At 48.8% G+C, this 13,698-nt stretch carries 16 protein-coding genes; 15 read left to right on the top strand and 1 reads right to left on the bottom strand.

Going from position 1 to position 13,698, the window contains the following annotated elements; translation table 11 throughout:
• Nucleotides 1-7 precede the first annotated feature (7 nt).
• The 4 genes from MKY97_RS17930 to MKY97_RS17915 all read left to right on the top strand — a co-directional run bounded on the left by MKY97_RS17930 (nt 8) and on the right by MKY97_RS17915 (nt 3,279).
• The gene (locus MKY97_RS17930; RefSeq protein WP_017687726.1) at nt 8-679 is read left to right on the top strand and encodes a cytochrome b6; all 672 of its coding nucleotides are present in this window, start codon (nt 8-10) and stop codon (nt 677-679) included.
• Between the two features lie 22 nt (nt 680-701).
• Nucleotides 702-1,589 carry a c-type cytochrome gene (locus MKY97_RS17925; RefSeq protein WP_342551683.1) on the top strand — a complete coding sequence of 296 codons (888 nt, stop codon included), beginning with the start codon at nt 702-704 and terminating at the stop codon, nt 1,587-1,589.
• Between the two features lie 127 nt (nt 1,590-1,716).
• Nucleotides 1,717-2,343, top strand: a complete 627-nt coding sequence (locus tag MKY97_RS17920; RefSeq protein ID WP_342551682.1) for a DUF1405 domain-containing protein — start codon at nt 1,717-1,719, stop codon at nt 2,341-2,343.
• 66 nt (nt 2,344-2,409) lie between these two features.
• On the top strand, nt 2,410-3,279 hold the full coding sequence (locus MKY97_RS17915; protein ID WP_342551681.1) for a sporulation protein YpjB: 870 nt from the start codon (nt 2,410-2,412) through the stop codon (nt 3,277-3,279).
• Nucleotides 3,280-3,394: 115 nt separating this feature from the next.
• Here MKY97_RS17915 and MKY97_RS17910 read toward each other — a convergent pair whose 3' ends face one another.
• Nucleotides 3,395-4,264 carry a YitT family protein gene (locus tag MKY97_RS17910; protein ID WP_342551680.1) on the bottom strand — a complete coding sequence of 290 codons (870 nt, stop codon included), beginning with the start codon at nt 4,262-4,264 and terminating at the stop codon, nt 3,395-3,397.
• 197 nt (nt 4,265-4,461) lie between these two features.
• On the opposite strand from MKY97_RS17910, the gene MKY97_RS17905 reads away from it, so the two are divergent.
• The 11 genes from MKY97_RS17905 to panD all read left to right on the top strand — a co-directional run bounded on the left by MKY97_RS17905 (nt 4,462) and on the right by panD (nt 13,657).
• Nucleotides 4,462-4,791, top strand: coding sequence for a nucleotide pyrophosphohydrolase (locus MKY97_RS17905; RefSeq protein WP_111271388.1), 330 nt, complete (start codon nt 4,462-4,464; stop codon nt 4,789-4,791).
• Nucleotides 4,792-4,841: 50 nt separating this feature from the next.
• Complete coding sequence (locus MKY97_RS17900; RefSeq protein WP_342551679.1) at nt 4,842-5,366, top strand: tetratricopeptide repeat protein; 525 nt, start codon at nt 4,842-4,844, stop codon at nt 5,364-5,366.
• An 89-nt stretch (nt 5,367-5,455) separates the two neighbouring features.
• On the top strand, nt 5,456-6,259 hold the full coding sequence (gene dapB / locus MKY97_RS17895; protein ID WP_090917170.1) for a 4-hydroxy-tetrahydrodipicolinate reductase: 804 nt from the start codon (nt 5,456-5,458) through the stop codon (nt 6,257-6,259).
• An 18-nt stretch (nt 6,260-6,277) separates the two neighbouring features.
• Nucleotides 6,278-6,718: a methylglyoxal synthase gene (gene mgsA, locus MKY97_RS17890; RefSeq protein WP_342551678.1), complete on the top strand. Its 441-nt coding sequence runs from the start codon at nt 6,278-6,280 to the stop codon at nt 6,716-6,718.
• A complete protein-coding gene (gene bshB1, locus MKY97_RS17885; RefSeq protein WP_342551677.1) occupies nt 6,715-7,404 on the top strand; it encodes a bacillithiol biosynthesis deacetylase BshB1 in 690 nt (229 codons plus the stop codon). Before mgsA ends, bshB1 begins: the two co-directional genes overlap by 4 nt.
• A 128-nt stretch (nt 7,405-7,532) precedes the next feature.
• Nucleotides 7,533-8,693 (top strand): N-acetyl-alpha-D-glucosaminyl L-malate synthase BshA, encoded by a 1,161-nt coding sequence (bshA, locus tag MKY97_RS17880; protein WP_342551676.1) that lies wholly within the window; start codon nt 7,533-7,535, stop codon nt 8,691-8,693.
• A gap of 38 nt (nt 8,694-8,731) precedes the next feature.
• Nucleotides 8,732-10,033 (top strand): CCA tRNA nucleotidyltransferase, encoded by a 1,302-nt coding sequence (locus tag MKY97_RS17875; protein WP_342551675.1) that lies wholly within the window; start codon nt 8,732-8,734, stop codon nt 10,031-10,033.
• Nucleotides 10,020-10,997, top strand: coding sequence for a biotin--[acetyl-CoA-carboxylase] ligase (locus MKY97_RS17870; RefSeq protein WP_342551674.1), 978 nt, complete (start codon nt 10,020-10,022; stop codon nt 10,995-10,997). The genes MKY97_RS17875 and MKY97_RS17870 overlap by 14 nt, the downstream gene beginning before the upstream one ends.
• Before the next feature lie 509 nt (nt 10,998-11,506).
• Entirely contained in the window at nt 11,507-12,379 is an 873-nt protein-coding gene (panB, locus tag MKY97_RS17865) for a 3-methyl-2-oxobutanoate hydroxymethyltransferase (RefSeq protein WP_342551673.1), read from the top strand.
• On the top strand, nt 12,379-13,281 hold the full coding sequence (panC, locus tag MKY97_RS17860) for a pantoate--beta-alanine ligase (RefSeq protein WP_342551672.1): 903 nt from the start codon (nt 12,379-12,381) through the stop codon (nt 13,279-13,281). The genes panB and panC overlap by 1 nt, the downstream gene beginning before the upstream one ends.
• Complete coding sequence (panD, locus tag MKY97_RS17855) at nt 13,274-13,657, top strand: aspartate 1-decarboxylase (RefSeq protein ID WP_111271379.1); 384 nt, start codon at nt 13,274-13,276, stop codon at nt 13,655-13,657. Before panC ends, panD begins: the two co-directional genes overlap by 8 nt.
• Nucleotides 13,658-13,698: the final 41 nt, after the last annotated feature.

Raw genomic sequence — 13,698 nt, 5'->3', positions numbered from 1 at the left:
AACGCAGATGTTTAAAAATGTCTATGACTGGATTGATGAGCGTCTTGACATCACGCCAATCTGGCGGGACGTTGCGGATCATGAAGTGCCAGAGCATGTAAACCCGGCGCATCACTTTTCCGCATTCGTATACTGTTTTGGCGGATTGACGTTTTTTATTACAGTTATTCAGATTCTGTCAGGCATGTTCCTGACAATGTACTACGTACCGGATATTATTAATGCATACGCAAGTGTAGAGTATTTGCAGACGAAAGTAGCTTTTGGCCAGATTGTACGCGGTATGCACCATTGGGGAGCCAGTTTGGTTATCGTCATGATGTTCTTACATACGATGCGTGTATTCTTCACAGGCTCTTACAAGGCTCCGCGTGAAATGAACTGGGTTGTAGGCATGTTGATATTCTTCGTCATGCTGGGTCTGGGTTTGACCGGATATTTGCTCCCTTGGGACAACAAAGCTTATTTCGCAACAAAAGTAACGCTGGAGATCGCGAACACTGTACCTTGGCTTGGACCGATCATCAAGGAGTTCCTGCAGGGAGGAACGATCGTTGGTGCACAGACACTGACACGGTTCTTCGCACTGCATGTCTTCTTCCTCCCTGCGGTGCTGCTGGTGCTGCTGGTCGGACACTTTATTATGATCCGAAGACAGGGCATTTCGGGACCACTATAAACGAGAGAAGGGAGGAAAGGTAATGGCTCACGGGCACAAGAACAAGGATGAAGAAAAGGTTATCTTTGTCGGTGATTCACGCGTCCGCAAAGGCTCGGGGTTTATTACTCCGCCGGATTACACCGCATACCCTGGCAAATCGGAAGCATTTATTCCTAACTTTTTGCTGAAGGAATGGATGGTAGGGGTTGTTGTCCTGGTTGGTATTCTGGTGCTGACCATCTCGGAACCAGCACCTCTCGGGTATCCGGCTAATCCAAGTGCATCGGTTATTCCGATGCCCGACTGGTACTTTCTTTTTCTGTATCAGTATCTGAAGTATCCTTACGCATCGGGAGACTACGTTCTGCTCGGCGTGCTGGGTGTCAGTGGTGTTGCTTTCGGAGCGCTGCTTCTGGCCCCCTTCCTGGATACAGGGAAAGAACGTCGTTTTTACAAACGTCCAATTGCATCGTCTTTAATGTTGCTGTCTGTTATTTCGGTGTTCTATCTCACGAATGTAGCGTGGACACATTACAAACATGAGCTTGAAGCGACAGGACAGAAACCGGAGCATATTCAGCGGGAGGAAGAGGCCCTGGAGAAACATGAACAGGGACTGCCTACTTCCAACGCGCCAGGTCAGCAGCAGGAAGAGATCGCGATTGTGGACAAAGACGATCCTGCGATGGAAACGTACAAAAAAGCCGGATGTATTGGCTGCCACGCAGCTGATATGAAAGGCCAAGGCAATGCGCCTTCTCTCCGGGGTGTTGGCGACAAACACAGCCAGGAAGAGATTGTAACGATTATTAAAGATGGCTACAATGGTATGCCTCAAATGTATGACAACGCTATAGCCCAAGGGGTTACCGATGAGGAAATCACTCACCTAGCCGAATGGCTTGCGAAACAGAAGGCAGAACAGTAAAATCGAATTAATGAAAAAACCTGATCGTTATTCGATCAGGTTTTTTTGAAGTCTTTTGGAGGAAACACGGTATTCAGCTGCCGGAATGGAGATCAATAAAAGAATAGAGAAAGAAGGTGCAGTGCACGTGGCTTTATCGTTTTTCTGGAGCAGGGAGTTTCTGACCCATCGGTATTTCCTGTGGCTTTTGTTCTGGTGTAATGCGCTCGGCACGGTTTATGGCTATATCTGGTATGGCGAGCAGATGAAGCTGACACTGGCACAGCAGCCGGTGTGGCAGATCGTATTTGTCCCGGACAGCCCGACAGCGAGCTTGTTTTTTACATTAGCCTTGTTGTGGATACTGTATCCGGTGAAGTCGGCAGTTCTGCGGCGCATCGGGCATGTTATTCAGGCTCTGGCAGTCGTCACCTCTGTAAAATATGGTGTGTGGGCTGTATCCATTATTTTCGCAGGTTGGGCTCAAGGAGGTGCACAGCATTGGCAGGATTGGATGCTGATTGCTTCCCACAGTGCGATGGCCATTGAGGCACTGATCTATGTACGTTTCTTTGGCTTCCGCTGGTTGTCGTTGATTGTGGCAGGTCTCTGGACGCTGCTGAACGATACGATGGATTATACATATGACATTTATCCTTGGCTTCCTGCGGCGCTGTATCAGCATGTACAAGCTGTTCGCAATTTTACGTTCACTTTGACCATTGTAAGTATTCTCGCCGCGTGGCTTGCCTTAAGGCAGGCCAAAAGAGCCTGAACGTACTTGCCAGGTTTGTTCTAACCGGACATTCCTCACCATACATTGATGATGGGAGGGATGTCCATGAAGAGAACATTCAGGAGTATGACGGGCTGGTTGTCGGTATCACTCATGGCTCTGCTGCTTTGGACACATGGTTCGTACCTGGTATCCGCGCAAAGTGATGAATCCAATCCAAATGGTAACCAGGAAGTATCCTCTAATTCCTCGATTGCACAATTAAACGAAGAAGCGGCTGTATTATACCGTCAAGCGCTCGAAAATAATATGGAGGAGGTACGCGCGAGTATTGTGCGTATCAGTAATAGTCTGGAGCATGTTTCGTTCGAGGGGAAAACTTCAGTTGAGGGCATTCATGCCTTGTCCGAGACGGTGGTAGAGGTTAAAGAGGCTGCGGCCAAATTCAAAGGCGATAAGCCTTTGCTGCAGCAGGCCTCGGCCAAACTCAGACTTGCAGCGGACAGTCTGGCCAATCCGGCCAAACCGCTCTGGCTTCAATATTACAAGATCGTGAAGAATGATCTGGATGCGCTGTCACTGGCAGCGAATCAGAACGAGACGGCAGCGGTTCTGGCTAATCGTTACAGCGTTCTTGAGGATCACTACGAAACGATCCGTCCCGCAGCGATGATTCGTCTTGAACCGTATCAGATTGCACAGATCGATGCGTGGTTATCCCATCTTAAAGGACTGACACAAGCCAAGCAGTCTGATACTTCGCAGATTCGGAGCATGGCCGCTCATGGAGAAGAATTGGTAAACGGATTGTTTGGACGTGAGAAGGACGAGAGTGCCTTTGTGCCTTTTGTACAGGGTGCCGACCGCCGGGCAGCCGGCCTGGTCATCAGTTCAGCTATCGCTGCGGCACTTTGTTATGCGGGATACCGCAAATATCGTGCACAGCAGCAGGATATCTTTACATATCGCCGTTAGTGAACCTGCTTCCTAATCATTTATCAGAAAATAAAAAAACCTCCTGCCGCAGCAGGCCAATCTCCTGGCTGTTAGAACGGAAGAGGTTTTTTGTATTCCCTAAAGGTTAATGAAGTTAGCTTTCTTTGAAGCCTTCTCCATGCACATCATGCACGTCACTGATAATGACAAAAGCTCTCGGGTCGATGGAACGAACAATCGTCTGCAGTCTGCGGAATTCCTGTCTGGAAATAACACAGTAGGCCATATGTTTGGCTTGTTTTGAGTATGCGCCAATGGCCGGAATAAGTGTTACTCCGCGATCCATGTCTTTGGTAATCTGTTCTGCAATCTGGGGAGCGTGGTCGCTGATAATCATAAACGCGCGAGCGGAATATGCCCCTTCCTGAATGAAGTCAATCACTTTTGAGGCGATAAACACGGCAACTAACGTATACAGAATTTTTTCCTTAGGAATGTAGATGAGTGACAGTCCAATGATGACAAAATCGATGCCCAGCAGCACACGACCCATACTCCATCCATATTTTCGGTTCAGAATCCGGGCGATAATGTCAGATCCGCCGGTTGTCCCGCCCCAGCGAAAAACAATGCCTAGGCCGGCTCCCAAGGTAACTCCTGCATATAAGGCAGCTAAGAGCAGATCGTTCTCGGTATGTAACGGTTCAATCCAGCCCCGATGAATCAACTTCTCGAACAGCCAGAGGAAAGCAGTCAGAACCCCGATTCCGATTCCGGTATACACCATTTGTCTGCTGCCAAGCACCTTAAGACCGATGAGAAACAGCGGAACGTTTAAAATCAGAGTGGTCAGTGATGGGGAAACACCGAAGGCGTAGTTAATCAGCACAGTAACTCCGGTAAGTCCGCCCTCCATCAGCTGATTGGGGATAATAAAATAAAGCAGCCCGAAAGCATACAAGGCTGTACCCAGCAAAATGGGCAGTACAAGCTTTAATTGAACCCACGTTTTGGCAGTACTCATAGGATCCCTCTCTATACTTGAATTAGAATGGGGAAGCAATCATTCCCATCTTAGTATACCTGTTTCTATATCCTTTAAAAACGGATTTGTGCCAGACATTAAAAATGATTTGTGCAGGATTCTGGTGGAAGTGAGCCTCAATAACTGATATTATTAGGAACAAACACGACATCAGAATAGAAGGAGAACCTGCTCTCATGGAGAAAAGTCTGGCAGAAATGCAGCGTGAGGTTGACCTCTATATTTCCCAGTTCAAAGAGGGATACTTCAGTCCTCTGGCCATGCTGGCCCGGATGTCTGAAGAGGTTGGAGAACTTGCCCGTGAAGTGAATCACGAGTTCGGAGAGAAACCGAAGAAAGCTTCCGAAGCTGCCAATTCTATTGAACTTGAACTTGGAGATATTTTATTTATCACCATATGTTTTGCAAACTCGCTTGGTATTGATTTGGCTGAGGCACATGACAAAGTCATGCATAAATTTAATACCCGAGACGCAAATCGGTGGACTCCAAAAAACACCGATTAGGCGTAGATTACATATGCTGTACCATCACCCGCACGGGGAGGGTCAGCTTGATGATGAAACCGGAAGATTATATGCAGCAGGCTTATCGCTGTATATTACAAAATGATTTTGAGCAGGCCATTCGCTGGTTCGAAGCGGCCATCCATGCTCACCCGGAACATGCCGAATTGTACTATCGCTGTTCCATTACACATGCACGAAGCAAACATCTGCTTCCTGCGCTGGAATATGCTCGCAAGGCGGTGGAATTGTCCGAGGGCGCCGAAGAATACGTGCTGCATATGCAGACACTTGAGGCGAAGCAGCTGACGATCAAAGCTAAGATGCTGCTTGAACAGACCGTTCAAACAAACACCAAGCCCGTTGTCGAAGCTTCTCTTCTTCTCAAAGAAGCTGTTAGGCTGGACCCGCTGTCTGTGGAAGCCCATGTCATGCTGGCGCTGGCATACAGTGATCTGAATGAATACGAAAGTGCTCTGCAGACACTACAGGATGCAATCCTGCTTGATCCGCAGAATGGGCAGCTGTATCAGATGTTACAGGAAACGAAGCAGCGTATGAAATCCATGCAGTAAGTAATCATTACAGTTAAACAGTGAACTGAATGAAAAAGCTGGGTTAATACGATTTAGATGATCTAACAAGTGAAGGAGATGCAGCCAAGATGAGTGAAGTGATAAGAGTTGCCGTGATCGGAGCGGCTGGCCGGATGGGCCGTGAAGTGGTGAAGCTGGTACTGCAGGATCCGGATTTGGAGCTTGCCGCCGCTGTCAACCGCTCCGGAGCAGGCACAGATGCTGGAACACTGGTAGGTTTACCTGAGTGTGGTGTGTTGGTAACAGACGATATCGAGATGGCTTTTGCCGAAACCAAGCCGCAGGTCATGGTTGATTTTACAGTGCCGCAGTTTGCCTTTGCTCATACAGAGATTGCAATCCGCCATGGCGTAAGACCTGTCATGGGTGTTACCGGCTTTACGCCGGAGCAGATCGAACAGTTGGACAAGCAGTGCCAGGAGAAAGGCATTGGCGGACTAATTGCACCTAACTTCTCCATAGGAGCAATCCTGATGATGCGTTTTGCAGCACAGGCTGCCAAACATATGCCTAACGTGGAAATTATTGAATATCACGGCGATCAGAAGCTGGATGCACCATCAGGAACGGCGATCAAAACAGCGGAACTGATTGCAGCTAATCGTGAGGAGATTCGTCAAGGCAATCCGAATGAAGAAGAGACAATTGAGGGAGCACGCGGTGGATACTACAATGGCTTCCGCATTCACTCCGTACGTTTGCCAGGTGTATTCGCACAGCAGGAAGTGGTATTCGGTGATTATGGACAATCGCTGAAGATTCGTCATGATTCCTACGAGCGTGCTGGTTATATGCCAGGAGTCAAGATTGGTGTACAAAAGGTAATGGAATATACAGGACTCGTATACGGCTTTGACCACTTTATCGACTAAAGGAGATTGAAGATTGTCATGTTGAAAATCGCATTTATTGCCCATGATCGTAAAAAAGAAGAAATGGTAAACTTTGTTACCGCTTATGAGCCTGTGTTTACAGATCATCAATTGTATTCGACAGGTACAACAGGTCTTCGTATTATGGAAGGCACATCCCTGCAGATTCATCGTTTCGAATCGGGGCCGCTTGGAGGCGACCAGCAGATCGGTGCTTTGGTAGCGCAAAACGAGATGGACCTGATCATTTTCCTGCGTGACCCGCTGATGGCACAGCCGCATGAGCCTGACATCAATGCGCTGCTTCGTCTATGTGACGTTCAGGGGATTCCGCTTGCGACTAATATTGCAACCGCCGAGATTTTAGTTAAAGCGCTGGATCGCGGTGACTTTGCTTGGAGAGAACTGGTACATAAGTACAAGCCGGAGGCAGGAATGAATACGGGTGACTCACAATGAGCCTGGATATTCTCATCTTCGGTGCACATGCAGATGACGCCGAGATTGGAATGGCTGGAACGATTGCAAAACATACAGCTGCCGGATTCAAGGTAGGCGTATGTGACCTGACTCGTGCGGAGATGTCTTCCAACGGCACCGTGGAGCGCAGAACCGAGGAAGCGGAGCAAGCCTCACGCGTCCTCGGTCTTTCGTGTCGGACCAATCTCGGGCTGCCTGACCGTGGACTCCATATTACACCGGAACAAGTACAAGCAGTTACAGCGGAAATACGCAGGCATGCACCGCACATCGTTTTTGCACCTTATTGGGAGGATCGGCATCCCGATCATATCATGTGCAGTAAACTTGTGCAGGAGGCTGTATTTAATGCGAAGCTTCGGAATTATATGCCGGACATGCCTGCTGTGCAGGTGAAGCAGATGTATTTTTATTTTATTAACGATATCGGTCCTACGGATTTGATTGTGGATATTACGGAACACTACGAACAGAAAGAAGCGTCGCTGCGCTGCTACCGATCCCAATTTGAACAGGGCGAAGGGATCGTTTCAACCCCGCTGAATCAGGGTTACATTGAGCGGGTGAGGGCACGTGATTCCCTGCTAGGACAGCGCAGTCTTATTCCATATGCGGAAGGCTTTGCGACGGTAACACCTTATGTGGTGAAGCAGTTTGGCGTCTAAACTAAATAAGTATCGGTATATATAGATGGAACAATGACTTTACACTTCAACGAATCATGCCAACTATCAATTTCCGCTGCATGATATCAACCTGCACATTGCGGGAGATCAAAGGAGCGTCCAACCGGATGGATCGTAAGCTAAAAATCGGAATTACCTGTTATCCGTCCCTCGGAGGATCTGGGGTTGTTGCAACGGAACTCGGCAAATTGCTGGCCGAACAGGGGCATCAGGTTCATTTTATTGCGAACAGTATTCCTTTCAGATTAGGAAAATTTCAGAAAAATATTTTTTATCATGAAGTCGAGGTTAATGATTACTACGTGTTCCGTTATCCTCCGTATGACTTGTCTTTGGCGACCAAGATGGCACAGGTGGCGAAAGCACAGCAGCTTGACCTGCTTCATGTACATTACGCGGTACCCCATGCAGTGTGTGCTTTTCTAGCCAAACAGATGGTCGGGGACAACCTTAAAGTGGTGACAACGCTCCACGGAACAGATATTACGGTACTGGCTCAGGATGAATCTTTGAAAGACTTGATTCGGCTCGCAATCAATGAAAGCGATGCGGTTACCGCTGTGTCCCAGGATTTGATTCGTGAAACGGTCGAACTGCTGGACATCCAGCGTCCGATCGATCTGACCTACAACTTTATAGATAAACGTGTGTATTATCCAAGAGATGCGGTAAGTCTGCGTCGGGATATAGCTGCTCCTCATGAAAAGATACTTATGCATATTTCCAACTTTCGACCGGTCAAACGGACGCAGGATGTAGTGGAAGTATTTCGTCAGGTTCAGGAAAAAGTGCCTGCGAAGCTGCTGTTTGTGGGTGAGGGCCCTGATCTGCCCAAGATTCAATGTAAAATCAAAGAGCTGGGCTTGGATGACAAGGTTCATTTCCTCGGCAGACAGGATGATATCGCGCAGGTAATATCGATGGCCGACATCCTGATGCTGCCGTCAGAGAAAGAAAGCTTTGGTCTTGTTGCACTTGAGGCGATGGCTTGTGGTGTACCGACGATCGGTTCTGAGGCTGGCGGAATTCCCGAGCTTGTTATACATGGGAAAACAGGGTTCCTCTCGCCAATCGGCGATACCGCGTCCATGGCTGAGAACGCGATTCGTCTGCTGACCGACGAAAAATTGACTGCGGATATTCGGGAAGCTTGTCTTCAGCGTGCACATCATGATTTCTGTAATGACTCCATCCGCCTGAAATACGAACAGATATATTATCGTGTCCTTGGAAGAGAAATCCCTAGTCTGAATCCGGTGTGCGGTTAAAGTTGGGGGACCACAACAGGCAGGAAAAGAGGTGAGATGTGGTGGTTCAATGGACTCAAGCAGATGCCGAAATGGCAAAACAAAGTGAGCGCGTACTCACTCAATTGAATACACACGGTTTCGAGGCTTATTGGGTTGGCGGCTGTGTCCGTGATGAATTACTGGGGCGGGCTGTCGATGATATGGATATTACAACCTCTGCTTCACCCGAGCAGGTCATGGCACTATTTGAAGATTGTATTCCTACGGGACTGCAGCATGGAACGGTAACAGTTCGTGCAGGCGGTTATTATTTTGAAGTGACTACCTTTCGGACGGAATCGGATTACCGGGATAATCGCAGGCCGGCAGCAGTGCAGTTTGTACAGGACATCAAAGAGGATCTGCAGCGGCGTGATTTCACAATGAATGCGCTGGCGATGGATGTTAACGGAACGTTGGTTGACCCATTCGGGGGGCAAACCGATATCAAGCAGGAGCTTGTACGTTGTGTGGGCCTCGCGGTTGAACGCTTTGGTGAAGATGCGCTGCGTATGCTGCGCTGTGTAAGGTTCGCTTCTGTGTTCAATTTCAGAATTGCATACAATACCTGGAAAGGGTTTGTTCATCAGCGTGAACTGCTTCAGCATATCGCTATGGAACGGGTTCGAACCGAGATGGTGAAAATGATGGCGGGCCCTCACCCACTGAAGGGCTTGGAATTGTTATTTCGCAGTCGTGCCCTGGAGTATGTCAAAGCCCCGGTGGATTCCTCCAGATTCAACAAAGACTTGTTAGCTGGTCTGGAGCATTTGTCCGGGGATCATGTGCTGCTGCGTTGGACATGCCTATTACTGGCAGGTGGTTATAACCGCGAAGAAGCCGACAAGCTGCTGCGGAACTGGACCTTTTCTAATGAACAGCGCAGTCGTATTACAGGTGTGCTTCAGGTGGAACAGCTGGTGACCGCTTTTGTTGAGCAGGATGAGGAGGACAACAAGCTTCGGGAGAGCTGGATTGAAAGTGAGCTTGCTTGTGGTGCTCAGGCCGCTGACGACTGGCTTATGCTGCAGGAGGAGCTTCCAAAACGGTGGCGTGACCTTTCCGAACAGGTAGAAGCACGGCTGGCAAAAGTTCAGGCTTTCGCTGCAGGCTGGAGTCGATCCATACCCGTTCACGAAATAAAGGAGCTTGAAATCACTGGTGAACAGGTACTGCAGCTGGTGGACCGCAAGGGCGGACCTTGGCTTGGACAGCTGATGAAACATCTGCTCAGGGAAACGGCAGTTGGCAATATAACGAATCAGCATGAGGCATTAAGAGCTGAAGTGAGACGGGTGGCTGCAGATGACCAAGCATGAGGATCTGTTACATATGCTGCTTCAAGCTGACGGACAATTTGTGTCGGGCGAGGAGATCAGCCGGCATCTGTCGATCAGCCGAACCGCGGTGTGGAAGCATGTGAATAAATTGCGAGATATGGGCTACGAATTCGAAGCTGTCTCACGCAAAGGGTACCGTCTAGTCACGAAACCTCAAACGATCGATGCGGCTGCGCTCCAGTTGGCACTCAAAACGGCTGTATTTGGCCGTAAAGCCGTTATGCTCCCCTCAACCTTGTCAACTCAAGGCGATGTCTTGAAGCTGGCTGAAGAGGGAGAGGGTGAAGGAGCGGTAGTCTTTTCCGAAGAACAGACCGGAGGCCGAGGGCGGTTCGGCAGAAAGTGGTTCTCTCCTCCTGGAAAAGGGATCTGGATGAGTGTGCTGCTGCGGCCGGAAGTTCCGCTGCACCATACACCCCAGCTTACACTTTTGACCGGAGTGGCTGTATGCCGGGCCGTTCGCGCCTGTACAGGCGCGGAGGCTGGGATCAAATGGCCAAATGACCTGCTGATTAATGGCCGCAAGATGTGCGGCATACTGCTGGAATCTGCGGTGGAGGATCATCAGGTCCGTTACTGTATTGCAGGCATTGGTGTTGATGCGAATTTTGGCCGCGAGGATTATCCTGAAGACTTGAAGCAGATTGCAACTTCTATCCAGATTGAAACAGGACAGAGGGTTGACCGGACAGAGCTGGCAGCCGCTATCTTGACGGAACTGGAGAGTCTCTATTTTTTATACCAAAAAGAAGGGTTCGGCGTAATCGCCTCATTATGGGAGGCGCTGTCTGTATCGTTGAACCGTAAGATTATAGTCACGAATCCCCACGGCGTAGTGGAAGGAAAGGCTGTTGGGCTGGATCCTTCTGGGGCGCTGATCGTGGAAACACCGAATGGAGAACGGGAACTTATCGTATCCGGTGAAGTGACTTGGAAAAGCTGATATTTGCCGAATATGTCGAATATGACTAGGGCGTGTCTTGAAACCGACTGAAGTGTATTTTTTACCCCTTTTCGCCCCCAGCTGCGTCAATTTCCCTTGACGTGCCCCGGCACGCCTGCGGTAAACTTCCTGGCTGGGAACGAAAATTTGGCAAAATCTACTTCCTTAAACAATTTCAGACACACCCTGACAAATTGAACATAAGACGTGAAGTTTGAGCAGAACTTTGGTATACTGATTTCGTGAGGCGGTATCGGGTATGTACAGACCGAGCTGCACTCCGGAGCAGTAAACCTTTGTTCTGCTTGATGCGTTCTTATGCAGGCGGCAAGGGCAAGAAACAATGGAATATTGGTACAAATGTGTTGTTGGATTCTGCTCTGAGCCGAAGAGGACCGAGACAGAAGGGACGATCGCAAGTGACTCTTTTTTGACTTTTCGGGACTTTTTAGTGGAAAAACTAAAAGGTTTTTTTGTGTTTATTTGAAAAGGGAGAGGGGCACAAACGAATGGCTAGGAAACAAGCTTTGAATATCGTGAAAATGAAAAAATACAAACAGGACGGCATTCCGATCAGCATGATTACGGCTTATGACTATCCAACGGCTCTGCTCGCTGAAGAAGCTGGCATTGACATTATTCTGGTAGGCGACTCTTTGGGTAATGTTGTCCTCGGTTACAATTCAACTCTGCCAGTTACGATTGACGATATGGTGTACCACACTCGTTCGGTTGTGAGAGGTGCGGAACATACGTTTATCGTTGCAGACATGCCTTTTATGACGTATCACGGCAGCATCGATGAAACATTGAAGGGTGTTCGTCGATTGATGCAGGAAGGTCATGCTCATGCGGTCAAAATGGAAGGCGGCGTTGAAATCGCGGAGACAGTCAAGGCTGTTGTGCAAGCAGGCGTGCCTGTGCTCGGTCACATTGGATTGACACCACAATCGGTGAATCAGATCGGTGGTTACCGGATTCAAGGCAAGGATGCAGCAGATGCCAAACGTCTGATGGATGAAGCCAAAGCACTTGAAGCCGCAGGGGCTTTTGGCATCGTGCTCGAACTCGTGACGGAAGAAGTGGCCGAAGCAATCTCAAAGGAATTGTCGATCCCGACCATTGGCATTGGAGCAGGGCGGGGATGTGACGGTCAAGTACTCGTTTTTCATGATGTGGTTCAATATGCTTCACCATACACGCCTAAACGATTTGTCAAAACTTATGGTGATGTAGGAAGTGTGATTCGCAGCAGTATTGAAACGTATGTAAAAGAGGTGAAGGATCGCTCCTTCCCGGCTGAAGAGCATGTCTTCAGTGCAGCAGATGGTGTGCTGGATGGATTGTACGGACAACGCAAAGAAAAGGTGGAAACGCGCTGATGAAAGTCATACGCACGATCGCAGAGTTAAGACAGGAACTGAGCTTGATGCGTAAAAATCAAGCCATCCGTTCTGGAGAAGCCGTGGTAGGATTTGTGCCGACCATGGGATATCTTCACCAAGGCCATGCCAGTCTGATGCAGGCGGCCAGACAGCAAAGCGATATCGTAGTATTGAGCATTTTTGTCAATCCGATTCAATTTGGACCGAATGAAGACTTCGACAGTTATCCGCGAGATGAGGAACGGGATGTTGAAACAGCTCGTACAGAAGGTGTGGATATCGTATTTATTCCCTCGGTGCAGGAGATGTATCCGCAGCCGACGCAAACTACGATTGCAGTATCCGGCATTACAGAACGCTTGTGCGGTGCATCCCGTCCGGGACATTTTAACGGAGTAACTACCGTGGTCTCCAAGCTGTTCAACATTGTACAGCCGCAGAAAGCCTTTTTTGGCATGAAGGATGCGCAGCAGGTGGCAGTCATTCAACAAATGGTACATGATTTGAACATGCCGATTGACATTGTGCCTTGTCCCATCGTTCGTGAAGAGGACGGTTTGGCACTCAGCTCACGTAATGTCTATCTGAGTACAGAACTGCGTGAGGAGGCATTAGTGCTGTCTCAGGCACTGCGTGCGGCACAAGAAGCTGTAGATTCCGGGACAGCTGTTACAGCGGATGACATTCGTCGTTTGCTCCGTGAACACATTGGTACCGCTGCGCATGCTGTCATCGATTATGCGGAGATTCAGGCATTTCCGAGTCTTGAACCTCTTGCGGGTGACGAACCGTTACAGGCATATGAAGATCTGCTGATTGCACTGGCTGTGAAATTCGGGAAAACAAGATTAATAGATAACATACGTATCCAAAAAATGGAGGTGCCGTCCCTTGTTTAGAACATTAATGAAATCGAAGATTCACCGTGCTACCGTAACGGAAGCCAATTTGAACTATGTGGGAAGCATTACCATTGATGAAGACCTGATGGAAACATCTGACTTGATGGAAAATGAAAAAGTGCAAATTGTAAACAATAACAACGGTGCACGGCTTGAAACTTATGTAATCCCGGGTCCGCGCGGCAGTGGCGTGATTTGTCTGAACGGAGCCGCAGCGCGTCTTGTGCAGCCTGGAGATACTGTCATTATCATTTCCTATGCGATGATGTCCCAGGAAGAAGCGAATGCGCATCAACCAACCGTGGTGTTTGTGGACGGTCAGAACAAGCCGGTGCAGACGATGAAAAAGGAAGTTCACGCCACGATTCTGTAATCCGCTGGGAAGGAGAATGAAATCGGCCCATCCAGCAGAAA

The sequence above is a fragment of the Paenibacillus sp. FSL R7-0652 genome (genome assembly GCF_038595045.1).
Lineage (GTDB): Bacteria > Bacillota > Bacilli > Paenibacillales > Paenibacillaceae > Paenibacillus.
This window is presented reverse-complemented; position numbering and strand designations above follow the sequence as displayed.

Excerpts from the sequence above, each read along its gene's own strand:
- MKY97_RS17930 (WP_017687726.1), top strand. The coding sequence starts at position 8 with ATGTTTAAAAATGTCTATGACTGGATTGATGAGCGTCTTGACATCACG.
- MKY97_RS17925 (WP_342551683.1), top strand. The coding sequence starts at position 702 with ATGGCTCACGGGCACAAGAACAAGGATGAAGAAAAGGTTATCTTTGTC.
- MKY97_RS17915 (WP_342551681.1), top strand. The coding sequence starts at position 2,410 with ATGAAGAGAACATTCAGGAGTATGACGGGCTGGTTGTCGGTATCACTC.
- MKY97_RS17910 (WP_342551680.1), bottom strand. The coding sequence starts at position 4,264 with ATGAGTACTGCCAAAACGTGGGTTCAATTAAAGCTTGTACTGCCCATT.
- MKY97_RS17905 (WP_111271388.1), top strand. The coding sequence starts at position 4,462 with ATGGAGAAAAGTCTGGCAGAAATGCAGCGTGAGGTTGACCTCTATATT.
- MKY97_RS17900 (WP_342551679.1), top strand. The coding sequence starts at position 4,842 with ATGATGAAACCGGAAGATTATATGCAGCAGGCTTATCGCTGTATATTA.
- dapB (WP_090917170.1), top strand. The coding sequence starts at position 5,456 with ATGAGTGAAGTGATAAGAGTTGCCGTGATCGGAGCGGCTGGCCGGATG.
- mgsA (WP_342551678.1), top strand. The coding sequence starts at position 6,278 with ATGTTGAAAATCGCATTTATTGCCCATGATCGTAAAAAAGAAGAAATG.
- bshB1 (WP_342551677.1), top strand. The coding sequence starts at position 6,715 with ATGAGCCTGGATATTCTCATCTTCGGTGCACATGCAGATGACGCCGAG.
- bshA (WP_342551676.1), top strand. The coding sequence starts at position 7,533 with ATGGATCGTAAGCTAAAAATCGGAATTACCTGTTATCCGTCCCTCGGA.
- MKY97_RS17870 (WP_342551674.1), top strand. The coding sequence starts at position 10,020 with ATGACCAAGCATGAGGATCTGTTACATATGCTGCTTCAAGCTGACGGA.
- panB (WP_342551673.1), top strand. The coding sequence starts at position 11,507 with ATGGCTAGGAAACAAGCTTTGAATATCGTGAAAATGAAAAAATACAAA.
- panC (WP_342551672.1), top strand. The coding sequence starts at position 12,379 with ATGAAAGTCATACGCACGATCGCAGAGTTAAGACAGGAACTGAGCTTG.